Source organism: Devosia sp. LC5 (assembly GCF_000735585.1).
Classification (GTDB): domain Bacteria; phylum Pseudomonadota; class Alphaproteobacteria; order Rhizobiales; family Devosiaceae; genus Devosia.
In genome coordinates this window covers 122933-145401 of the sequence record NZ_JNNO01000043.1, presented here as the reverse complement: position 1 = coordinate 145401, position 22469 = coordinate 122933, and the positions used below count along the sequence as shown (strand labels likewise).

Below are 22469 nucleotides of genomic sequence, written 5' to 3'. Positions count from 1 at the left end.
CTACCCTCCCCGGCCTTGCATGGTGCGGTTACTCGGCCTTGAGGAAGTCGGCGACGTCGAGCAGGATGTACTCATTGTCGTCGGCGCGGCCGGCTTCGCGGCCCGTCGAGCCGGGGTAATTGTTGTCATTGGCGACGATGATGGTGGTCGGATCGACCAGATCGACGTCTTCGATGGTCACGAAGGGGAAGGTGAACACGCCATCCTTGGTGCCGCGCGGCGCGATGCCATCGGGGTCCTTGATCGCCATCAGGTCGATATAGGCCAGCTTCTCCAGCACGCCATTGGCATCGGCCTTTTCCAAATCGACGAGATAGATGCGCTTGAAGGCAGCGGCCTTTTCGCGACCGTCGTCGCCTTCATTATTGTCGCGCTCGATGATCAGCCCGCGGGTGCCATCGATGATGTTGAAATCCCCGATCGCGTGGGTGGCGTCTTCAAGCGGGTAATAGCGGACCTTGTCATTCCAGCTGGCGCTGGCGACGTCGAATTCCAGCATGCGCAGGACCGGCTTGCCATCGATCAGCTCGAGGGCCTGGGCCTCTTCGTCGTAGAACGGCTTTTCCAGCAGCGGATAGAGCGTCTTGCCATCGATCGACTGGGCCATGCCTTCATAACCACCCGAGCGGCCGGTGTTCACGCCGGTCGGAACGGCACCCGCTGCCGGGGTCGAGACGAACTGGTTGTCGGGCGACTTGTAATCCACGCCGCCAGGATTGGTGGCGATGACCTGCAGCACGACGCCGTTCGCATCGACTTCGATCAGCCACGGGCCGAATTCGTCGCCGATCCAGTAATGCTCGCCGACGGGCTGGATGGATTCCGGGTCGAAATCGGCGCCGGTCAGATAGCGGGTGTCACTATGTTCGGTGACGATGGGGAATGGCACGACGCGGTTCGGATCCTTGAGGAACACGGTGCGCTCGATGCCCACTTTACCGGCGTCCCAGTCCATCTTCATGATGTTGAACATCAGCATGGCGTCGGACGAATTGGCCTTGTTGCCGAAGCCATTGTCGGTCAGCAGCAGGAAGCGATCATCGCCCAGCGAGCGCACGCCAGACATGCCTTGCAGCGGCTGGCCGGGAAACGGCATGGCAATGCCGGAGGCCGGATTGGCCCAGCCATAGGGCGTTTCGACCCGGGTGCCGGAGGTGAAGCGGCCCGACATGTTGAGGCTACGGGGCGCGTTGGCCGGAGCGGGCACGAAAGTCTGCGCCGGCAACTCGGCGTGTGCCTTGAGCGTCGCGTCGAACTGGGTCTGGGCGAAGGCGGAAGTTGAAAGCATCGCGACGGCCAGCGCGGCAAGCAGCGTCTTCTTGGACATGGATCATCTCCGGAATGAGGAAGTGATCCGCTGCTAGCGCGACTGCGTGTCGGTCCGGCTACGGGCAAATGGCAGTTCGTTGACAATGCACAGGGCCAAAAGAAAAGGGAGCCTTGCGGCCCCCTTCCCTCAATTCACATCTATTGCGTCGCTTACTCGGCGGCGGTCGGAGCCGGGATCGCCTGAGTATTGGCCTGGCGGCGGCGCTCGTCCAGGATCAGGTCGTCGCGCTTGGTGGCGATCAACTTGGCCGACGAGATGCCCGCACCGGTACCAGCCGGGATCAGGCGGCCGACGATGACGTTCTCCTTGAGACCTTCGAGCAGATCGGCCTTGCCGGACACGGCCGCTTCCGTGAGGACGCGGGTGGTTTCCTGGAACGAAGCAGCCGAGATGAACGAACGGGTCTGCAGCGATGCCTTGGTGATGCCGAGCAGCACCGGATTGGCCGTCGCAGGCTTCTTGCCTTCAGCGACCAGAGCATCGTTGAGCTCGTCGAAGTCCAGCTTGTCGAGCTGCTCGTCCTTGAGCAGGCCGCTTTCACCTGGATCCACGATCTCGACCTTTTGCAGCATCTGGCGAACAATCACCTCGATGTGCTTGTCGTTGATCAACACGCCCTGCAGACGATAGACCTCCTGGATTTCATTGACGAGGTAACGAGCGAGCTCTTCCACGCCCTTGATGGCCAGAATGTCGTGCGGCGCCGGGTTGCCGTCGAGGATATATTCGCCCTTTTCGATCGGGTCGCCTTCCTGAAGATGGAAGGGCTTGCCCTTCGGGATCAGGTATTCAACCGGATCTGCACCTTCTTCGTTCGGCTCGATGATGACGCGACGCTTGTTCTTGTAGTCGCGACCGAAACGGATCGTACCATCGATCTCGGCGATGATGGCGTGATCCTTGGGACGGCGTGCTTCGAACAATTCGGCCACGCGCGGCAGACCGCCCGTGATGTCCTTGGTCTTGGCCGATTCCAGCGGAATACGGGCAAGCACGTCGCCGGGCGACACCTTCTCGCCGGGCTCGACATTGATAACGGCGTCAACCGAGAGCAGGTAACGGGCGTCGCCGCCGCGTTCCACCTTGGCCACGGCACCGCCGCGGGCAATCGCGAGGGCCGGCTTGAGGCCGTCACCGCGCTGGTTGGTGCGCCAATCGATAACAACGCGCTTGGTGAAGCCCGTCGCCTCGTCGGTGTTTTCCGCAACCGATGCACCGTCAACGAGATCCTCGAACACGACCTCACCCTCGACTTCAGCCAGGATCGGACGAGTATAGGGGTCCCATTCAGCCAGACGCTGGCCACGGCGAACCTGATCGCCTTCCTTGATCAGGAGCTTGGAACCATAGGTCACCTTGTGGGTGGCCCGTTCCTTGCCCTCGGCATCGAGGATGGCGAGCGACACGTTACGGGCCATGACGACAAGTTTGCCGCCCTCGACCTTGGCAACGTTGGGGTTGCGGATGGCAATCTTGCCTTCAGCACCCGATTCGAGGAACGAGCTGTCGACCACCTGGGCCGTGCCACCGATGTGGAACGTGCGCATGGTGAGCTGCGTGCCGGGTTCACCGATCGACTGCGCAGCGATAACGCCGACAGCTTCACCCATGTTCACGGGCGTACCGCGAGCAAGGTCACGGCCATAGCAGGCCGCGCAAGTACCCTGGCGCATATCGCAAGTCAGCGGGGAGCGGATACGGATCGACTGAATCCGGGCTTCCTCGATGATATCGACATGCTTTTCTTCCAGCAGCGTCCCCTTGGGGGCGATCAGGTCGCCCGTCAGCGGATGGAAGATGTCGTCAGCGGCCGTCCGGCCCAGCACGCGCTGGCCGATCGAAGCAACGATCTGGCCGGCATCGACGATGGGCTCCATGGTCAAGCCACGCTCGGTACCGCAATCGGTGGCCACGATGATGGCGTCCTGCGCCACGTCCACCAGACGCCGGGTCAGGTAACCCGAGTTCGCAGTCTTGAGCGCGGTGTCGGCCAGACCCTTACGGGCACCGTGGGTCGAGTTGAAGTACTCGAGAACGTTCAGGCCTTCCTTGAAGTTAGCCGTGATCGGGGTCTCGATGATCGAGCCGTCGGGGCGGGCCATCAGGCCGCGCATACCGGCAAGCTGCTTCATCTGGGCCGGTGAACCACGGGCACCCGAATGGCTCATCATGTAAACCGAATTGATCGGCTTTTGACGGCCAGTTTCCTTGTCGAGCTGAACGGCAGCAATGCCCTTCATCATCTCTTCGGCAACCTTGTCACCACACTTGGCCCAGGCGTCGACCACCTTGTTGTACTTTTCGCCCTGAGTGATCAGGCCGTCATTGTACTGCTGCTCGAACTCTTCGACCTGCTTACGGGCGGCTTCCACGATCGTGTACTTGGACGGCGGGATAACCATGTCGTCCTTGCCGAACGAGATGCCGGCGTCACACGCGTTCTTGAAGCCGAGCTGCATCACGCGGTCGCAGAAGATCACGGTCTCTTTTTGACCGCAGCCACGGTAAACCGTGTCGATCATCTTGGAGATCATCTTCTTGGTCATCAGCTGGTTGGCCGTGGAGAACGGCACGGCAGGATGCTTGGGAAGGATCTGACCGATCAGCATGCGGCCCGGGGTCGTCTCGACGATCTCGGTGGTCTGCTTGCCTTCCGCATCAAAGGACACGACGCGGCCTTTGATCTTGGTGTGCAGCGTGACGACCTTGTTGTCGAGCGCGTGCTCGAGTTCGGCGTAGGAGCCGAACACCATGCCCTCGCCCGGCTCTTTCTCATTCATGAGAGAGAGATAGTAGAGACCCAGCACGATATCCTGGGACGGCACGATGATCGGCTGGCCGTTTGCAGGGTGCAGGATGTTGTTGGTCGACATCATCAGGACGCGCGCTTCCAGCTGCGCTTCGAGCGACAGCGGAACGTGCACGGCCATCTGGTCGCCGTCAAAGTCGGCGTTGAAAGCCGAGCAGACGAGCGGATGCAGACGGATTGCCTTGCCTTCGATCAGGATCGGCTCGAACGCCTGGATGCCCAGACGGTGAAGGGTCGGAGCGCGGTTCAGCAGAACCGGGTGCTCGCGGATCACTTCGTCCAGGATGTCCCAAACCTCGGGCTTTTCCTTCTCGACGAGCTTCTTGGCCTGCTTGACGGTCGAAGAGAAACCCTTCGCCTCAAGACGGCTATAGATGAACGGCTTGAACAGCTCGAGCGCCATCTTCTTGGGCAGGCCGCACTGGTGCAGCTTGAGGTTCGGGCCCACCGTGATGACCGAGCGGCCCGAATAGTCAACGCGCTTGCCGAGCAGGTTCTGACGGAAGCGGCCCTGCTTGCCCTTGAGCATATCGGACAGCGACTTGAGCGGACGCTTGTTGGCACCGGTGATGGTGCGGCCACGGCGGCCGTTGTCGAACAGCGCGTCCACAGCTTCCTGCAGCATGCGCTTTTCGTTGCGGATGATGATGTCCGGCGCACGCAGCTCGATCAGGCGCTTCAACCGGTTGTTGCGGTTGATGACGCGGCGGTAGAGATCGTTGAGATCCGACGTGGCAAAGCGGCCGCCATCCAGCGGCACCAGCGGGCGCAGCTCGGGCGGAATGACCGGAATGACGGTCATGATCATCCATTCGGGCTTGTTGCCCGAGACGATGAACTGCTCGACGATCTTGAGGCGCTTGGCGAGCTTCTTGGGCTTAAGTTCCGTGGTAGACTCAGCAATTTCCACGCGCAGGTCGGCCGCGATCTTTTCGAGATCGAGCGCGATCAGGATATCACGGATAGCCTCGGCGCCGATCTTGGCGGTGAAGCTGTCTGCGCCATACTCGTCCTGGGCATCGAGGAACTGCTCTTCGCTCAGCAGTTCATGCTGAGTGAAGGGGGTCAGGCCCGCATCGAGAACGACGTAGTTCTCGAAATAGAGGATACGCTCGATGTCCTTGAGGGTCATGTCGAGCAGCAAGGCAATGCGGCTCGGCAGCGACTTCAGGAACCAGATGTGAGCGACCGGCGCAGCAAGTTCGATATGGCCCATGCGCTCGCGGCGAACGCGGCTCAGGGTAACTTCGACACCGCACTTTTCGCAGATGACGCCCTTGAACTTCATGCGCTTGTACTTGCCGCACAAGCATTCATAGTCCTTCACAGGGCCAAAGATGCGCGCGCAGAACAGGCCATCGCGTTCGGGCTTGAACGTACGATAGTTGATGGTCTCCGGCTTCTTGATCTCGCCGTAGGACCAGGACAGGATCTTTTCCGGACTCGCAATAGAGATCTTCATCTGATCGAAGGTCTGCACCGGAACGGCCGGATTGAACGGGTCCATGACGTGGGAATGATGGTTCATCAATTCTCTCCTCTTTCCATCGGGAGCGGGCTGCCGCCCTGCTCCCTCAGGAAGTGAATGGGGGTAGGAAGTGCCGGATTATTCCGCCGCTTCCTGAGGAGGTGCGAGCTCCGCTTCAGCTTCGCCGCTGAGGTCCTCGATCTCGCGGTTCTCAAGCTCGACATTGAGCCCGAGCGACCGGATTTCCTTGACCAGAACGTTGAAGCTCTCGGGGATACCCGCCTCGAAAGTATCGTCGCCACGCACGATGGCTTCGTAGACCTTGGTACGGCCTGCAACGTCGTCCGACTTGATGGTGAGCATTTCCTGGAGCGTGTAAGCCGCGCCATAGGCTTCGAGAGCCCACACTTCCATCTCGCCGAAGCGCTGACCGCCGAACTGGGCCTTGCCGCCCAGCGGCTGCTGGGTGACCAGCGAGTACGGACCGATCGAACGGGCGTGGATCTTGTTGTCCACCAGGTGGTCCAGCTTGAGCATATAGATATACCCAACCGTCACCTGCCGATCGAACTGCTCGCCGGAACGGCCATCGAACACGGTGGACTGGCCGGACGCCTTGAGGCCTGCCTTTTCCAGCATCACCACGATATCGGCTTCCTTGGCGCCGTCGAACACCGGGGTCGCGATCGACACGCCCTTGGAGAGGTGCTCGCCCAGACGCACCAGACCGTCATCGTCGAGGTCGGTGATGGATTCATCACCGGCAAACAGGTCCTGCACTTCAAGACGCAGCGGCTTCAGGTCGCCATTGCGCTGATAGGCGCGAACCATCTCGTCGATCTTCTTGCCCATGCCGGCGCAAGCCCAGCCCAGGTGCGTCTCGAGGATCTGGCCCACATTCATGCGCGAGGGCACGCCCAGCGGGTTCAGCACGATATCAACCGACGTACCATCTTCCAGATACGGCATGTCTTCCACGGGAACGATGCGGGACACGACGCCCTTGTTACCATGGCGGCCGGCCATCTTGTCGCCCGGCTGGATCTTGCGCTTGGTAGCGATGAAGACCTTGACCATCTTCATCACGCCCGGCGGAAGTTCGTCACCGCGCTGCAGCTTGTCAACCTTGTCGATGAAGCGCTGTTCGAGCAGCTTGCGGCTCTCCTCATACTGAGCATGAAGAGCTTCCATCTCGGTCATGACCTTGTCGTCATCAACCGCGAACTGCCACCACTTCGAACGGGGCTGCGCCTCGAACATCTGGTCATTGAGCTTGGTGCCAACGACATAGCCCTTCGGGCCAGCCGTAGCGGCCTTGCCGAACAGCATTTCCTTCAGACGCGCATAGACGTTACGGTCGAGGATCGACTGTTCGTCGTCACGGTCCTTGGCCAGACGCTCGATTTCCTCGCGCTCGATAGCCATAGCGCGCTCGTCCTTGTCGATGCCGTGGCGGTTGAACACGCGCACTTCAACAACAGTACCAGCATCGCCCGGCGGCACGCGCAGGGAGGTGTCACGAACGTCAGAGGCCTTCTCGCCGAAAATGGCGCGGAGGAGCTTTTCTTCCGGCGTCATCGGCGATTCACCCTTGGGGGTGATCTTGCCGACGAGGATGTCACCGGGAGCGACCTCGGCACCAATGTGCACGATACCGGCTTCGTCGAGGTTCTTCAGCGCTTCTTCCGACACGTTCGGAATGTCGCGGGTGATTTCCTCGGGGCCCAGCTTGGTATCGCGGGCCATCACTTCATATTCCTCGATATGGATCGAGGTGAAGACGTCCTGCATAGCGATCTTCTCGCTCAGCAGGATGGAGTCTTCGAAGTTGTAGCCATTCCAGGGCATGAACGCGACAAGCACGTTGCGGCCCAAGGCGAGATCGCCCAGCTCGGTCGAAGGACCATCGGCAATGATGTCGCCCTGGTTGACGTGATCGCCAACCACAACCAGCGGACGCTGATTGATGCAGGTCGACTGGTTCGACCGCTGGAACTTCATCAGGTTGTAGATGTCCACGCCCGACTTGGACGCATCGGTTTCTTCGGTTGCGCGAATAACGATACGGGTGGCGTCCACCTGATCGACAATGCCCTTGCGCTTGGCAACGATAGCAGCGCCGGAGTCACGGGCCACGACCGCTTCCATGCCCGTGCCCACGAAGGGAGCATGAGCCCGCAGCAGCGGCACAGCCTGACGCTGCATGTTGGAGCCCATCAGAGCGCGGTTGGCGTCGTCGTTTTCAAGGAACGGGATCAGCGAGGCGGCAACGGACACCATCTGCTTGGGGGAAACGTCCATAAGATCGACGTTTTCCTTCGGTGTCAGGCCGTTGTCACCGGCGTGGCGAGCCACGACCAGATCGTCCTTGAGCGTGCCGTCCTTGTTGAACTGCACGTTGGCCTGGGCGACGTAGTGCTTGGCCTCTTCCATGGCGGAGAGGTAGACCACGTCCTCGGTCAGCACGCCGTCCACGATCTTGCGGTACGGGGTCTCGATGAAACCGTACTTATTGACGCGGGCAAAAGTCGACAGCGAGTTGATCAGACCGATATTCGGGCCTTCCGGCGTCTCAATCGGGCAGATACGGCCATAATGGGTCGGATGCACGTCACGGACTTCAAAGCCGGCGCGCTCACGGGTGAGACCGCCAGGCCCAAGCGCCGACAGGCGACGCTTGTGGGTGATTTCCGAGAGCGGATTGGTCTGATCCATGAACTGCGACAGCTGCGAAGAACCAAAGAATTCACGCACAGCGGCCGCAGCCGGCTTGGCGTTGATCAGGTCCTGCGGCATCACCGTGTCGATCTCGACCGAACTCATGCGCTCCTTGATGGCGCGTTCCATGCGGAGCAGGCCAAGGCGATAGGAGTTTTCCATGAGTTCGCCGACGGAGCGAACGCGGCGGTTGCCCAGATTGTCGATGTCGTCGATTTCGCCACGGCCATCGCGCAGGTCGACCAGGGTGCGGACGACTTCGACAATGTCTTCCTTGCGCAGGGTGCGCATGGTGTCGGGCGCATCGAGCTCGAGGCGCATGTTCATCTTGACGCGGCCCACGGCGGACAGGTCATAGCGCTCGCTGTCAAAGAACAGCGACTGGAACATGGCTTCGGCCGTATCGACGGTCGGCGGCTCGCCGGGACGCATGACGCGATAGATGTCGAACAGGGCGTCTTCACGCGTCTCGTTCTTGTCCACGGCCAGCGTGTTGCGGATATAAGCGCCGATGGTGATGTGATCGATGTCGAGCAGCGGCAGCTCGTCAAAACCCAGCTCAAGCAGCTTGGTCAGGTTCTTTTCGTCGATCTCGTCACCCGCCTCCATGTAGACCTCGCCGGTCTTCATGTTGATCAGGTCCTCGGCGACATACATGCCATAGAGGTCTTCATTGACCGCCAGCAGGTGGGTCAAACCATTCTCGGCCAGCTTCTTGGCCTGGCGAGCGGAGAGCTTCTTGCCACCTTCATGGACGACGTCGCCGGTCTTGGCGTCGATCAGGTCCATGGTCGGCTTGGCATTCTTCATCTTTTCCGCGTCGTACGGCTTCTGCCAGCCGGTCGCGGTCTTTTCGTAGGTCAGCTTGTTGTAATAGGTCTCGAGGATTTCCTCGGTATCCATGCCAAGCGCCTTGAGCAGGCTGGTGACCGGAATCTTGCGGCGGCGATCGATACGGGCGAACACCACGTCCTTGGCGTCGAACTCGATATCGAGCCACGACCCACGGTACGGAATGATGCGGCCAGCAAACAGCAGCTTGCCGGACGAATGGGTCTTGCCCTTGTCGTGGTCGAAGAACACGCCAGGCGAACGGTGCATCTGCGAAACGATGACGCGCTCGGTGCCGTTGACGATAAAGGTACCGTTCATGGTCATGAACGGCATGTCGCCCATATAGACGTCCTGCTCCTTGATGTCCTTGACGGAGCGAGCGCCGGTTTCTTCGTCCACTTCAAACACGATCAGGCGCAACGTCACCTTGAGCGGGGCAGCGAACGTGATGTCGCGCGCACGGCACTCGTCGATGTCGTATTTGGGCTGCTCGAATTCGTACTTCACAAATTCGAGAGAGGCAGTATTGGAAAAGTCGGTGATCGGGAAGACCGAACGGAAGACGGACTGAAGCCCTTCGTCGGGACGCCCGCCCTTGGGCTCGTCCACGAGGAGGAACTGATCATAGGAGGCCTTCTGGACCTCGATCAGGTTGGGCATCTCCGTGACTTCGCGAATGGAACCGAAGGATTTACGAACCTTGCGGCGGCCGTTGAACGTGGTAGCCATGAAAGCTCCTGTTTGTGCGCTTTTTATGTGCCGCGCCAGACGGAAAAGCGGGGGATGCTCTTCCACAAAACGCTGCAGTGCGATTGTCTCGGAGGCAGATATCCAAAAATCCGACTATCAGCCGTCGGGTCTCGGGATATATGCCTTGTTAGGCAGTTAGTGGGCTCAGCGACGCCTGTTGACCTTCCCCAGCCAAGGGAAGGAGGGCCAGAAACGCCAAACACCCCATGGTCAACAACCATGAGGTTTCGTGGACGTCAGCGTGCCTCAGACATCGAAATCGTCATATATTCCGCTAATTGGCGCCAGGGACCCATCCAATCGGTCCGGCGAATCGTCTCGTGAAAACGAGGATGCGAAATGGCACATAGCGCGCCATTTCGCAAATTTCAAGGGCAGAGACGAACTTACTTGAGTTCGACCTTGGCGCCGGCGTCTTCCAGCTTCTTCTTGATGTCTTCAGCTTCAGCCTTCGACGCGCCTTCCTTGACGGCCTTGGGAGCAGCTTCGACCAGTGCCTTGGCTTCGCCCAGGCCCAGACCGGTGATGGCGCGGACTTCCTTGATGACGTTGATCTTGTTCTCGCCGAACGAGGCAAGGATCACGTCAAATTCAGTCTTTTCTTCAGCAGCAGCAGCAGCCGGAGCACCACCGCCAGCAGCGGCGACAGCAACGGGAGCAGCGGCGGAAACGCCCCACTTTTCTTCGAGGAGCTTGGACAGTTCCGAAGCCTCCAGAACGGTCAGGGCAGAAAGGTCGTCTACGAGTTTGGCGAGATCGGCCATTTGATAAATCTCTCTTTTAAGGTGTTCAGTTCAAACCGGTCCCCAAGGGGACCATGGGGGTTACGCTGCTTCGTTGCTCTTTTCCGCATGAGCGGCCAACACGCGCGCGATACCACCAGCCGGCGCCACGATGACCGACGCGATACGCGTTGCGGGCTGCTTGAGCATCCCGGCGAGCGTTGCGCGCAGTTCATTGAGCGAAGGCATGGTCGCCAGCGCCTTGACGTTATTCGCGTCAAGCGCGGTCTTGCCCATGACGCCACCAAGAACGACGTATTTTGCGTTCTTTTCAGCGAATTTCTGCGCCAGCTTGGGCGCAGTCATGGGGTCTTCCGCGTAGGCGATGACGATCGGGCCGGTAAACAGGCCCGAGATGTCCGCGTGGTCGGTGTCTTTAAGAGCAAGCTTGGCAAGACGGTTCTTTGCGACCTTCACGTAGCCACCGGCACCCTTCACCTCACGGCGAAGCGTCTCCAGATTGGCCACGGTCAGACCGGCATTTTGCGCGAGTACGATCGACCCAGCGCCCGAGAGGGCTGACTGAAGCGACGCGACAAGCTCACGCTTTTCCGCTCTTTCCACTGCTAGTCTCCACATAAAGCCCGGCAAAAGTGCTGCCGGGCCATTGCCAATTGCTGCCCTCTTGCCTCCGGGGAGGAGAGGAGCAACGGTTACATGCCTGTCAACCGTGCTGCCCAAAGGGCAACTGGCCTGGTTCGAACCGCGATCACCCTGCCCTTTCGGAGCAGGAAAATTGTGGTCTTCACCCCATCTATGCTGGCGTCGGTGGACATTAAGCTGAACCAGAGTGTTCAGCACCGGCAGTCTCGGACAGGACTTATGCCTCCTTGCGAGAGGCAATCCGGGCGGCTTGCGCCGCCCGAAATTCTTTAAAGCGCCGAAGCGGGCTCGACGTGAACGCCAGGACCCATGGTCGAAGACACGGCAACGCGCTTCACATAGGTGCCCTTGGCGCCAGCGGGCTTGGACTTCTGCACGGCGTCGGTGAACGCCTTGATGTTCTGCAGCAGGGCTTCGTCCGAGAACGACACCTTGCCAACACCAGCATGCAGAATGCCGGCCTTCTCGACGCGATACTCGACAGCGCCGCCCTTGGCAGCCTTGACGGCACCAGCGACGTCGGGCGTAACCGTACCGACCTTGGGATTCGGCATCAGGTTGCGCGGGCCCAGGATCTTACCCAGGCGGCCGACCAGCGGCATCATGTCCGGGGTGGCAATGCAGCGATCGAAATCGATCTTGCCGGCCATGATCTGTTCCATAAGGTCTTCGGCGCCAACGATATCGGCACCAGCCTTGCGGGCTTCGTCTGCCTTGGCATCCTTGGCGAACACAGCCACGCGCACGGTCTTGCCGGTGCCGTTGGGCAGGCTCACAACGCCACGAACCATCTGGTCGGCGTGACGCGGATCAACGCCAAGATTGATGGCGATTTCGATGGTTTCGTCGAACTTGGCCGAGGCGCGAGCCTTGACCATCTTCACCGCTTCATCAAGTTTATACAGCTTGTTGCGGTCGATGCCCTCACGGGCCTTGGTGATCTTCTTACCGACGTGTGCCATCTATCAGCCCTCGACCTGAATGCCCATGGAACGGGCAGAGCCGGCGATCATCGACACAGCAGCATCGATATTGTCGGCGTTGAGATCCTTCATCTTCTTTTCGGCGATATCACGCAGCTGAGCCGTCGTGATGGTGCCAGCCGATTCCTTGCCGGGGAGCTTGGAGCCCGACTTCAGGTTCACGGCCTTCTTGATGAAGTAGGTCACCGGCGGCTGCTTCATCTCGAAAGTGAAGCTCTTGTCGGCATAGGCGGTGATCACGACTGGAATGGGCGAACCCTTTTCCATTTCCTGCGTGGCGGCATTGAACGCCTTGCAGAATTCCATGATGTTCAGACCGCGCTGACCCAGGGCCGGGCCAATCGGCGGGGAAGGCGTAGCGGAGCCCGCGGGCACCTGCAGCTTTACGTAGCCAACGATTTTCTTTGCCATTTAATCCTCTATCTTGCCACGATTGGCAGTTGAGCCGTGGTGCGGAGTACGTAGGCGGCTTGGCAACCGCCATCCCCTTCCACGGGTTTCATTCGGTTTCCCGAATGGATGATCAGACCTTTTCGACCTGACCGTATTCGAGCTCCACCGGAGTGGGACGCCCGAAAATCGACACTTCCACCTTGAGGCGGGCGCGCTCCTCGTCGACCTCTTCCACCACGCCGTTGAAGCTGGCGAAGGGACCGTCCGACACGCGGACATTCTCGCCCACTTCGAAGCTGACGGAGGGCTTGGGATGCTCCACGCCTTCCTGCACCTGCTGCAGGATGGACATGGCTTCCTTCTCCGAGATCGGCATCGGCTTGTTGTCCGAACCGAGGAAACCGGTAACCTTGGGCGTATTCTTGATCAGGTGGAACGCCTCGTCGGTCATATCCATCTTGACCAGGACATAGCCCGGGAAGAACTTGCGTTCGGCATCGACCTTGCGGCCGCGACGGATCTCGACGACCTTCTCGGTCGGCACGATCACGTCTTCAAACAAATGCTCGAGCTTTTTCTGCGCAACCTTCTGGCGAATATCTTCCGCCACCTTGCGCTCGAAATTCGAGTAAGCCTGAACGATGTACCAGCGCTTGGCCATGCCGCGTCGCCGCTCCTAAGTCTTGTGTTCGTGACCCGCTCAGCGGATCGAAAGCATCAGGCTGACAGCCCAGGAAATAACCTGGTCGGCCAGCAGGAAGAACAGGCTCGCCGCCGTAACCAGCACGAGAACCATGATCGTACTGATCAGGACTTCGTTGCGGCCAGGCCAGGTGACCTTGGATGTTTCCTGCCGCACTTGCTGCAGAAACTGAATTGGGTTCGGTCGGGCCATAGGCGAATCTACTCTGGTGTTTTGGTGCAAAACCAAAGGCCGCGCAGGAATCCCGCACGGCTGGAATGCGGGTATTTATTCAATCTGGGCAGCGATTGCAACAGGCCGGGGCAAGATTCTGGACCCGGGACTTTGCGACGCGGAGGTCACCGTCATTAACGACAAGCGCAAAACCCTGTGGTTTGTTCTTGCATGCCCCCTTGCAATGGCATTTGATCCAATTGCGACCAAAAAGTGGCAGCGGGAGGCTGGCACCATGGCACATAGTAATGCGTTATTCGAAGTGAAAGCCTGCGAGGTCCGTTATTACGGCCCGCACAAAACGATTGCCGGCCGGGTAACCGGTGTCGTGCGCGTTACCATTCATGAGCGCTTTATGGGCAATGATACGACCTATCACCTGGACCTCAAGGTGAGGGCCGATGTGGGGGCGGTCTCGTCGGCCGAGGTGCGGACCGCCCTGCTCGCTCATGCCGCCCACCAGCTCAATCGTCTCAAGGCACGCCATACCGACAAGCTGCCAATGGCCGCCGAATAGGCATTTGTCTTAAGCGTGACTTGTGAACAGGTGCCGGCGCCTCCATGTATAAAGACAGGAGGACGGCATGTTCAAATCCACCGCCCTGGCGACCGGCATTATTATCATCTCGACCGGACTGGCCCAGGCCGCCTGTCCCAGCCGCGTACCTGGCTCGACACCCGAAGCGATCGCCGCCAACCAGCAGCGCATTCTCTGCCTGCAGGACGAGGCGCGCCAGACTGGCCAGCAGCAGAATTACGACATCCAGCTTAAAAGCATGCAGAACACACTGCGCAACATGCAATTGCAGCAGCGACTGGACAGCCTGCCGAAATTCACGCCGCCAGTGTTTCAGCCGAAGCCGACGTTTCCGAACTAGGCCTGCACTCGGCGCAAGACCACTGTGTCACCGGGGAAGTTGGAGCACACTAGACCTCATGGTGAGCTTGTCGAACCACGAGGTCGCGTGAGTGGAGGCTTGGATGCCACGACCTCGTCCTTCGACAGGCTCAGGATGAGGTCTACTAAGGCGGCTGCCGAATCCACTTGGCGGCCTTCAATCCCGCCAAAACAAAAAAACCACCGGGCGATGAACGCGCCGGTGGCTCTTGATCGGTTGCGACCGCCAGTGGCGGGCGCGATCCTTGAATTCGCTTAGAGCAGCGTCAGGTTCGTGGCCGAAACCTTGCCATCGCGGCCGGTTTCGAGCTCATACGTCACCTTGTCGCCCTCATACAGGCCCTGCAGGCCCGACTTCTGCACAGCGGAGATGTGGACAAAAGCGTCCTTTTCGCCATTTTCGGGCGAAATGAAGCCGAAGCCCTTGGTGGTGTTGAAGAATTTTACGGTGCCAGTAGTGGCCATGTGTGTCGTTCTGCCATTTAAGGCCCATCCGCTAATGCGTCCGGGCGGAGTTTCCCCAAGCAACATGCTTAGGGGAACCATAAATCGCAAATTATTGACCCAGAGTCAAACAAGGCCACGAGCGAACGCCCGCTGGCAGGGCACCGGGCGAAAAATACTTCTAAATCAATGATTACGCCTGGCAGGGGCTGGGGGACTCGAACCCACGACCCTCGGTTTTGGAGACCGATGCTCTACCAACTGAGCTAAACCCCTGTAGGCGTGCGGCAGTGTCTAATAGCAAAGATCGCTTCGCGCAAGTGCCTCAAGGAGGTTCATGACCAGATGTGTGGAACCAGTGGTGCGGCCATGATGAAGCAGCCGAGCAGACCCGCCAGAAAGCACACGGAACGCCAGGGCGACAGGCCTTTCATGTAGCAATAAAGATGGGCTGCGCGCGCCAGGAAATAAAGGCCGGCACCGGCCAGCGAGACCCAGCTTTGCTCATTGTAGACAATGGACAGCACGGCCAGTGTCAGGAAAATCGGCAGCGTTTCCTGCAGGTTTGCCAGGGCCCGGCGCGAACGGGCCAGTTCCTGCGTCGGCTCGGGCAGATCGTCGCGCGGCCCGGTCTGCGCTGCCACGCCCACCTGTTTGGTAAGGTAGCTGCCGGGCAATTGCACGGCCACGAGCAACAGTGCCAGCACCAGGAAAATCATCAGCAGCATTGTTTTCGCCTCTTCGGTGGTGGCCCGGTGTTAGCGCGAATCCGTTTACAAACGCGAGCGCACAGCAATAAATACCTTCCGCGAGTTATAGGAAGCGCCTCAGGCGGAAACGATCACTCAAGGGGCGACGTCCCCGGAAGGATGACGATGCGTCTTATCATTGCCCTGGCCATTTTGGTCCTTAACCCCAGCCTCGCCTTTGCCCATACCGGAGTGGGTCACACTGCTGGCTTCTTCCATGGCTTCGAGCACCCGGTCGGCGGGCTCGACCATATCCTGGCAATGGTGGCGGTCGGCGTGTTTGCCTATGTGCTGGGCGGCCGCGCGCTGTGGCTGGTGCCGTTCGCCTTTGTGGGGATGATGATTGTCGGCTTCGTCCTGGGCGCCGCACAGATCGATATGCCCTTTGTTGAACTGGGCATCGCGCTATCGAGCGTGGTGATCGGCGCAGCAGCCGCCTGGGGCCGCCCAACGCCGGTGGCAGCCGCCATGGCGCTGGTCGGCGTGTTCGCCGTGTTCCATGGCCATGCCCACGGCGCCGAAATGCCGTCGGATCTGAGCGGCATTTCCTATGCGGCCGGCTTTGCCGTGTCGACCGCCCTGCTCCATCTGGTTGGAATCGCCGTGGCTTTCGGCATTGCCCGCCTGATCGGCCGCCATGGCAGGCTCGCGGCGCAGGTTGCGGGTGGCGCATTCGCTGCCGGCGGTATCGGAATCCTGGCCGGCTGGCTCTGATCCATCCAGGCTTTTTCGTGGCACGGCCCGCACCGTCAAGGCGCGGGCCGATTTGTTTTCTACAAGCCCCGTTCGGAATCTAAGCCTCAGCTTCGCTCGACAAATCCTTGTAATATTTCATTTTATTGACAGCCGCAAAAACAGCCGGACGCATGCGCTGGTCGCAGACCTGTTCCCCGGCCACTCGTATTGACCCCTTCCATCACGCCCGCGTTAACTAGTGCCACTGCTTCGACAGCCGCCCTCGGGTGGCCCGGAGGGCGCTCGGTGCCCTTCGCCGTAAACCGAGTCACAGAAGTGATGACCGCTCGCGATCCGTCGCGGGCAGCAGCCTTGAATGAGCGCAAGTTGATAAAACTGACCTGGTGCATGGAGCGCTACGAGGCCTAAGCCGCCTCAAATGCGAAAACCCAACGCTAGAGAGAGTCGGAATCGCGATCCATTCCTGGATCGTGGCGGACCGGCAGGCAGGAGACGCAACGTTGCTAAGGGTACTTTACCTGGTTCCCAACCTGGCCGACCCAGCGGTCGGCCGCCGTATTGGCATGCTGAGGACGGGCGGAGCGGAAATCGCCGCTGCCGGCTTCCGTCGTTCCGGCGTCGCCATGCCTGATCTGCCGGTCACCCATGCAATCGAGTTGGGTGAAACCTTCGATGCGCGGTTCGCCCAGCGCATCATGGCGGTGGTATCAGCGGCCATGTCGGTGGTGCGGCGACTGGGGCATTTGCCACCGCCTGATGTCATTATCGCGCGCAATCTGGAAATGTTGCCGCTGGCCGGGCGCCTGCAGGCACATTGGGGCGGCACTATCCCCATCGTCTACGAATGCCTCGATATCCACCGCCTGCTGCTGCGCACCGATCTGATCGGCCAGGCTATGCGCGGCGCAGAACGGCGCTGGGCGCAGCCGGCATCCCTGCTGATGACCAGCTCGCCCGCCTTCATTTCCAACCATCTCGGTGGCTTGGGTCCCCTGCCCGCGCTGCTGGTGGAAAACAAGGTGCCGCACAGCGCCGAACGCGGCAGCAATCCCGCGCTGGGATTGCCCGATACCGGTGTGATCAAGATCGGCTGGTTCGGCGCACTGCGCTGCCGCCGGTCGCTGGACGCGCTGGCAACCTTTTCCCGGGCGATGAGCGGGCGGGTGCAGGTGATCCTGCGCGGCCGGCCGGCGCTTAGTGAATTCGAGGATTTTCACGGCTTTGTGGAAGCCGAACCCTATCTGCGGTTCGACGGCGAATATCGCAATCCCGACGACCTGGCTTCGATCTATTCGGATGTCCACCTGGCCTGGGCCATCGATTTTTTTGAGGCGGGCAAGAACTCACAATGGCTGCTGCCCAACCGCATTTACGAGGGCAGTTTCCACGGCGCCATCCCGGTGACGCTCGCCGGCACCGAAACCTCGGCTTTCACCCAGCGGCTGGGCATCGGCATTACCGTGCCCGATATCGAAGCGGGCACGCTGGCCAGCGCCTTGGGCGAACTCGACGCAACCCGGTTGCAGGCGCTGGCTTCGGCCGTGCTGGCGCAGGACCCGGCCAATTTCTCCTTTCACGACGCCGACTGCCGCCAATTGGTTGAGCGGCTGCAACAGCTTGGCGGCGGTTCGCAGCCAGAACAGGAAGCCGCATGACTGGCAAATGCCTGATCGCCGTGCCCACGCTCAATGAGGCCAAGCATATCGCCCACCTGCTCGAACAGCTGCTGGCGGAAGCCAAAGCCATGGATTGGCCCGTGGTGGTGATCGATGGCGGCAGCGCCGACGGTACGCAGGCCATTGTCGAGAGCTTTATTGCCCGGGGCGAGCCGGTGCAACTGGCGCATAACCCCAAACGCATCCAGAGCGCGGCGATGAACCAGGCGGTTGCCCAGTTCGGCGATGGCCTCGACTACGTGATCCGCATCGACGCGCATGGCGATTATCCGGCTGATTATTGCCGCGCCTTGGTGCAGGAGGCACAGACAATCGGCGCCGATTGCGTCGTGGTGCCCATGACCACGGTGGGCCAGAACACCTTTCAGCGTGCCGTGGCAACGGCGCAGAATTCGCTGGTCGGCACGGGCGGCTCGGCCCACCGCACCGGCAAGGGCGGCGCCTTTGTCGACCATGGCCACCATGCCCTGATGAGCATTCCGGCCTATCGGGCGGTGGGTGGCTATGACGAGACCTTCCGGCACAATGAGGATGCCGAGCTCGACCATCGCCTGCGGCTGGCTGGCTATCGCATCTGGCTGACCGACGCGACCGGAATGACCTATTATCCGCGCTCGACGCCTTCGGGCCTGTTCAAGCAATATTTCGGCTATGGCCGCGGGCGGGCGCGCAATGTGCTCAAGCATCGCGTCATTCCGCGTATCCGCCAAATGCTGCCGCTGGCCATCCTGCCGGCAGTCGTGCTGGCGGCCCTGAGCTTCGTGCACTGGGTGGCGCTGATCCCGCTATTGGCCTGGTGTGCGCTGTGTCTGGCCATGGGCTTTGTCGCGACGCGCAGGCATTTCACCGAATATGGCCTGCCCATGAGCGGCGCGCCGCTGGTGGGCCTTGCCGCCATGATCATGCATCTGGCCTGGTCCTCGGGCTTTTGGCTGCATCTGGCTCAGGCCGCCACTTCAGGTTTTGGAGCCAAGCGCGCATGACCAGCGTCGACATCTGCATCTGCACCTATCGCCGACCCTATCTGGCCGAAACACTGGCGTCGGTGGCCAAGATCGCGACCAATGGCGCCCGCATCCGCGTGATCGTCTCGGACAATGACACGACGCCTTCAGCTGGTGCGATGGTTGCGGCGCTGGCAGCGGATTTCCCGTTTCCGATCCATTATGTGCATAGCCCCGCTTCCAATATCTCGATTGCCCGCAATGCGTGCCTCGATGCGGCGGAAGCCGACTTCATCGCCTTTGTCGATGATGACGAGCTGGTCACCGAACACTGGCTGACGGCGCTATTGGCGACCGCCGAGGCGGAACAGGCCGATGTGGTATTGGGGCCAGTCGAGGCCATTTATGGCGCGGACGCGCCGCAGTGGATGGCGGAAGGGGATTTCCACTCCACAATGCCGGTCTATGTCGATGGACAGATCCGCACTGGCTATACCTGCAACGCGCTGATCCGCTGGGTTGCGCCTTATAAATCGCTGCGCTTCGACCTGGCGCTTGGGCGTTCGGGCGGCGAGGATACCCAGTTTTTCTATGCATTGTCGGGCATGGGAGGGCGCATAGCCTTCGCCCCCGACGCGCTGGTGACCGAGATCGTGCCGCCCAACCGCGCCGCCATGGGCTGGCTGGTGCAGCGCCGGTTCCGGGCCGGGCAAACCCATGGCTCCCATCTCAGCCAGGGCATGCTCACCAACCTCAAGGCTGCCGTTATTGCCAGCGGCAAGGCGGCGTTTTGCGGGGTCATGACCATTTTGACCCTATTCTCGCCATCGCGCTGGCGGAAGAACCTGCTGCGCGGCGCCCTGCATGTCGGCGTCATCGGCGGCATTTTTGGCGCCAAACAGGCCATTCTCTACGGCCAGCCAACGGAAGGAAGCCAGTCACATGCTTGAACGGAGCCAGTTGCCGGCCATGTCCGACCCTCACAGCTCCGATCGTGGGCTGCTCGATGTCGATCGCCTGTTCTCGATTCTGCGCCGGCAGTTTCGCGTGCTGTTGCTGTGCCTTGGCCTGGGTTTAATGCTGGCCGTGATCTACCTGATGCTGGCGCCCAAGACCTATGTGGCGAGCAGCCAGATCCTGCTCGACAAGAATTTGAAGGAATCGGTCAGCGACATTGCGCCATCCACCAGCGCCGTGGACCTTGAATCGGAGGTGCTCAACCAGATCGAGGTGATGCGTTCAAGCCGTATCGCCGCCGCGGTGGCCGAAGCCGAAAACCTCATGACGGACCGGGAATTTCTCAACCCACCCCCCTCTTTCACCCGGCGGATCCGGGGCATGATATTGGGGTTGTTGAGCCCAATCCTGGGAGCACCCGAAGCCGATCCTGACGATATGCAAGCCTCAGTGGAGCAGGCCGCCGGCGCCTTGCGCGCCAATATGTTCGTTGAGCGTGTCGGCCGCAGCGCGGTAATCCGCGTCGGCTATGAGGCATCGAGTCCAGAACTGGCCCAACGCATCGCCGCCGCCTATGCCAATGTCTTCGTGCAGGACCAGCTCAATGCCGACATCGACGCCACCAGACAAGCCGCCGATTGGCTGCAGCAGCGGCTGACCGAACTGGGCGACAACCAGCGCCAGGCCACGCTTGCCGTTGAGGAATATCGTCGGCAGAGCGGCCTGTCGACCAGCGAGAACGAAAACCTCAGCAACCAGCGGCTGGAGGCCCTGACCGCCCAATTGGTGACAGCGCAGGCCGAAAGTGCCCGCGTCAACGCGCTCGCCGTGCAATTGCAGGCCACGATCGATGCCGGACCATCCGCGGCCGGCGCCAGCATTGCGCTGCTCAGCGGATCGGGCGTCGATGACAAAACCATTTCCGATCTGCGCATCCGCTATGCCTCGATCCAGAGCCGTATCAACGAAGTGTCGGCCACCTATGGCGAGGATCACCCGCAGGTGAGCGCGCTCAAAGCGGAAAACCAGGCGCTGCAAGCACAGATTTTTGCTCAGTTGCAGGGACTGAACGAGCAGTATCAGAGCCAGTTGACCATCGCCCAGCGGCAGGAATCGAGCCTGCGAGAGGCCATCGAGACCGAAGGCCAGCTCGCCTCCCAGACCAACCAGGCGCAGGTCGAGCTCACCGAATTGCAGCAGCGCTCGACCACGCTTGGCGTGATCTACAATTCCTTCCTGTCGCGCTACGAAGAAGCGGTGCAGCGCCAGTCCTTCCCCATCCCCTCGGCCCGCATCATCACCACGGCGCAGGCACCCGAGAACGCCTCGGGTCCACGCACCCTGTTCGTGGCTGCCGGCGGCACTATTTTCGGACTGTTCCTGGGGCTGATGTTCGGCACGTTCAACGAATTGCGCGAGCGCACCTTCCGCATCGGCGATCAGGTCGGGAACGAGTTAGGGCTGCGTTTCCTTGGCTATCTGCCACGGCTGGGCCCCGATGCGCGCGGCGCCAGTCACGGGGACCAGACCAAGGCCGCCCTCGCCCTGCACGGCATGATCAAGAAGCAGGTCGAAGAACGCCGCGCCAACCGGCCCACTACGGCATTTGTCGAAACGCTGAAATCTGCAAAATTGGTAATGCGGGCACGCGGCAAACCAGACCGTAGCGCGGTTATCGGCGTTGTTTCGGTGCTGCCGGGCGAAGGCAAGACCACCTATTCGGTTGCCCTGGCCGAAATGCTGGCCACCGACGGCGAACGTGTATTGCTGATCGACGCCGATTTGCGCCAGGCCGCCTCGTCGCGCCTGGTGGCACCCGGCGCCACCAGCGGGCTGATGGATATTGGCGGGACCGTCTCCTGGCGCGATGTCGTGCTGGCCGATCCGCGCAGTGGTCTGCATATCCTGCCCGCGCTGTCCACCTCCGGCCAGAGCAGTGATTTCCTCTCCTCGGATGGCATGCATGGCCTGCTCGAAGAGGCGCGCCAAAGCTATGACTATGTCATCATCGACCTGCCCCCACTCGGCCCGGTGATGGATGCCCGCGCCGTGCTGCCGTGGACCGATGGTTTTATCCTTGTTACCGAATGGGGCCGCACCCCGCGCCGGCTGGTCCGCTCGCTGATCGAGCACGAGCCCGAATTGGCGGAAGACATTGTCGGTGTCGTGCTCAACAAGGTCGATTTCCGCAAGCTCGCCCAATATAGCGATCCGGGCGGCGCCGAGCGGTATATGGGCTCCTACAGCCGCTATTATCAGGTGGATGCGACCGAGAAGGTCTGAGGTATCAGGGGTTTTCCCATCTGTGGACCTCCCCCGTCACGGGGGAGGTGCTGGCGCGGGCGTCGCGCAATAGCTGCGTTTCAGCAATCGGCAGTACCGCCCACTGCCACTCCGCGCCATTGGTGCTAGTCCTAAAGTTGATTTGTCGCCGCTTGTGGCCGGGCGGTGAACGCTATATAGCGTTTCTATTGTGTGAAGCCGCCAGAGCAATAAGGCGGTGAGGTTTTCGGTATTTC

18 protein-coding genes and 1 tRNA gene are annotated in these 22469 nt (G+C 60.7%); 7 read left to right on the top strand and 12 right to left on the bottom strand.

Annotated elements, in window-relative coordinates; all coding sequences use genetic code 11:
• Positions 1-28: 28 nt before the first annotated feature.
• The 9 genes from FF80_RS16910 to secE form a co-directional block, all read right to left on the bottom strand.
• Positions 29-1327 carry an esterase-like activity of phytase family protein gene (locus tag FF80_RS16910; protein WP_035102612.1) on the bottom strand — a complete coding sequence of 433 codons (1299 nt, stop codon included), beginning with the start codon at positions 1325-1327 and terminating at the stop codon, positions 29-31.
• A 152-nt stretch (positions 1328-1479) separates the two neighbouring features.
• Entirely contained in the window at positions 1480-5667 is a 4188-nt protein-coding gene (rpoC, locus tag FF80_RS16905) for a DNA-directed RNA polymerase subunit beta' (protein WP_035102611.1), read from the bottom strand.
• 78 nt (positions 5668-5745) lie between these two features.
• Positions 5746-9888, bottom strand: a complete 4143-nt coding sequence (gene rpoB / locus FF80_RS16900; RefSeq protein WP_035102610.1) for a DNA-directed RNA polymerase subunit beta — start codon at positions 9886-9888, stop codon at positions 5746-5748.
• 407 nt (positions 9889-10295) lie between these two features.
• Positions 10296-10673, bottom strand: coding sequence for a 50S ribosomal protein L7/L12 (rplL, locus tag FF80_RS16895; RefSeq protein ID WP_035102609.1), 378 nt, complete (start codon positions 10671-10673; stop codon positions 10296-10298).
• A 60-nt stretch (positions 10674-10733) separates the two neighbouring features.
• Positions 10734-11255: a 50S ribosomal protein L10 gene (rplJ, locus tag FF80_RS16890; RefSeq protein ID WP_035102608.1), complete on the bottom strand. Its 522-nt coding sequence runs from the start codon at positions 11253-11255 to the stop codon at positions 10734-10736.
• Positions 11256-11563: 308 nt separating this feature from the next.
• Positions 11564-12256 carry a 50S ribosomal protein L1 gene (gene rplA, locus FF80_RS16885; protein WP_035102607.1) on the bottom strand — a complete coding sequence of 231 codons (693 nt, stop codon included), beginning with the start codon at positions 12254-12256 and terminating at the stop codon, positions 11564-11566.
• A gap of 3 nt (positions 12257-12259) precedes the next feature.
• Complete coding sequence (gene rplK, locus FF80_RS16880) at positions 12260-12688, bottom strand: 50S ribosomal protein L11 (RefSeq protein ID WP_035102606.1); 429 nt, start codon at positions 12686-12688, stop codon at positions 12260-12262.
• Between the two features lie 112 nt (positions 12689-12800).
• Complete coding sequence (nusG, locus tag FF80_RS16875; protein WP_035102605.1) at positions 12801-13331, bottom strand: transcription termination/antitermination protein NusG; 531 nt, start codon at positions 13329-13331, stop codon at positions 12801-12803.
• Positions 13332-13370: 39 nt separating this feature from the next.
• Positions 13371-13565, bottom strand: coding sequence for a preprotein translocase subunit SecE (gene secE, locus FF80_RS16870; protein WP_035102604.1), 195 nt, complete (start codon positions 13563-13565; stop codon positions 13371-13373).
• 256 nt (positions 13566-13821) lie between these two features.
• On the opposite strand from secE, the gene FF80_RS21980 reads away from it, so the two are divergent.
• Both FF80_RS21980 and FF80_RS16860 read left to right on the top strand, forming a co-directional pair.
• Positions 13822-14103: a hypothetical protein gene (locus FF80_RS21980; protein ID WP_160172854.1), complete on the top strand. Its 282-nt coding sequence runs from the start codon at positions 13822-13824 to the stop codon at positions 14101-14103.
• 67 nt (positions 14104-14170) lie between these two features.
• Entirely contained in the window at positions 14171-14464 is a 294-nt protein-coding gene (locus tag FF80_RS16860) for a hypothetical protein (RefSeq protein ID WP_035102602.1), read from the top strand.
• A 275-nt stretch (positions 14465-14739) separates the two neighbouring features.
• On the opposite strand, the gene FF80_RS16855 is transcribed toward FF80_RS16860, so the two are convergent.
• The 3 genes from FF80_RS16855 to FF80_RS16845 form a co-directional block, all read right to left on the bottom strand.
• The gene (locus FF80_RS16855) at positions 14740-14949 is read right to left on the bottom strand and encodes a cold-shock protein (RefSeq protein ID WP_035102601.1); all 210 of its coding nucleotides are present in this window, start codon (positions 14947-14949) and stop codon (positions 14740-14742) included.
• A 179-nt stretch (positions 14950-15128) separates the two neighbouring features.
• Positions 15129-15204, bottom strand: a tRNA-Trp gene (locus FF80_RS16850).
• Between the two features lie 59 nt (positions 15205-15263).
• Positions 15264-15656, bottom strand: a complete 393-nt coding sequence (locus tag FF80_RS16845) for an MAPEG family protein (protein WP_052153694.1) — start codon at positions 15654-15656, stop codon at positions 15264-15266.
• Between the two features lie 141 nt (positions 15657-15797).
• On the opposite strand from FF80_RS16845, the gene FF80_RS16840 reads away from it, so the two are divergent.
• The 5 genes from FF80_RS16840 (at position 15798) to FF80_RS16820 (ending at position 22233) form a co-directional block, all read left to right on the top strand.
• Entirely contained in the window at positions 15798-16391 is a 594-nt protein-coding gene (locus FF80_RS16840; protein WP_035102600.1) for a HupE/UreJ family protein, read from the top strand.
• A 482-nt stretch (positions 16392-16873) separates the two neighbouring features.
• Positions 16874-18028, top strand: coding sequence for a hypothetical protein (locus FF80_RS16835; RefSeq protein WP_035102599.1), 1155 nt, complete (start codon positions 16874-16876; stop codon positions 18026-18028).
• Complete coding sequence (locus FF80_RS16830) at positions 18025-19032, top strand: glycosyltransferase family 2 protein (RefSeq protein ID WP_035102598.1); 1008 nt, start codon at positions 18025-18027, stop codon at positions 19030-19032. Before FF80_RS16835 ends, FF80_RS16830 begins: the two co-directional genes overlap by 4 nt.
• Entirely contained in the window at positions 19029-19943 is a 915-nt protein-coding gene (locus tag FF80_RS16825; protein ID WP_035102597.1) for a glycosyltransferase family 2 protein, read from the top strand. Before FF80_RS16830 ends, FF80_RS16825 begins: the two co-directional genes overlap by 4 nt.
• Positions 19936-22233: an AAA family ATPase gene (locus tag FF80_RS16820; RefSeq protein ID WP_035102596.1), complete on the top strand. Its 2298-nt coding sequence runs from the start codon at positions 19936-19938 to the stop codon at positions 22231-22233. Before FF80_RS16825 ends, FF80_RS16820 begins: the two co-directional genes overlap by 8 nt.
• The last annotated feature ends 236 nt before the right edge of the window (positions 22234-22469 follow it).

Coding starts and splice junctions, on each gene's coding strand:
- FF80_RS16910 (WP_035102612.1), bottom strand. CDS start 1,327: ATGTCCAAGAAGACGCTGCTTGCCGCGCTGGCCGTCGCGATGCTTTCA.
- rpoC (WP_035102611.1), bottom strand. CDS start 5,667: ATGAACCATCATTCCCACGTCATGGACCCGTTCAATCCGGCCGTTCCG.
- rpoB (WP_035102610.1), bottom strand. CDS start 9,888: ATGGCTACCACGTTCAACGGCCGCCGCAAGGTTCGTAAATCCTTCGGT.
- rplL (WP_035102609.1), bottom strand. CDS start 10,673: ATGGCCGATCTCGCCAAACTCGTAGACGACCTTTCTGCCCTGACCGTT.
- rplA (WP_035102607.1), bottom strand. CDS start 12,256: ATGGCACACGTCGGTAAGAAGATCACCAAGGCCCGTGAGGGCATCGAC.
- rplK (WP_035102606.1), bottom strand. CDS start 12,688: ATGGCAAAGAAAATCGTTGGCTACGTAAAGCTGCAGGTGCCCGCGGGC.
- nusG (WP_035102605.1), bottom strand. CDS start 13,331: ATGGCCAAGCGCTGGTACATCGTTCAGGCTTACTCGAATTTCGAGCGC.
- secE (WP_035102604.1), bottom strand. CDS start 13,565: ATGGCCCGACCGAACCCAATTCAGTTTCTGCAGCAAGTGCGGCAGGAA.
- FF80_RS21980 (WP_160172854.1), top strand. CDS start 13,822: ATGGCACATAGTAATGCGTTATTCGAAGTGAAAGCCTGCGAGGTCCGT.
- FF80_RS16860 (WP_035102602.1), top strand. CDS start 14,171: ATGTTCAAATCCACCGCCCTGGCGACCGGCATTATTATCATCTCGACC.
- FF80_RS16855 (WP_035102601.1), bottom strand. CDS start 14,949: ATGGCCACTACTGGCACCGTAAAATTCTTCAACACCACCAAGGGCTTC.
- FF80_RS16845 (WP_052153694.1), bottom strand. CDS start 15,656: ATGCTGCTGATGATTTTCCTGGTGCTGGCACTGTTGCTCGTGGCCGTG.
- FF80_RS16840 (WP_035102600.1), top strand. CDS start 15,798: ATGACGATGCGTCTTATCATTGCCCTGGCCATTTTGGTCCTTAACCCC.
- FF80_RS16830 (WP_035102598.1), top strand. CDS start 18,025: ATGACTGGCAAATGCCTGATCGCCGTGCCCACGCTCAATGAGGCCAAG.
- FF80_RS16825 (WP_035102597.1), top strand. CDS start 19,029: ATGACCAGCGTCGACATCTGCATCTGCACCTATCGCCGACCCTATCTG.
- FF80_RS16820 (WP_035102596.1), top strand. CDS start 19,936: ATGCTTGAACGGAGCCAGTTGCCGGCCATGTCCGACCCTCACAGCTCC.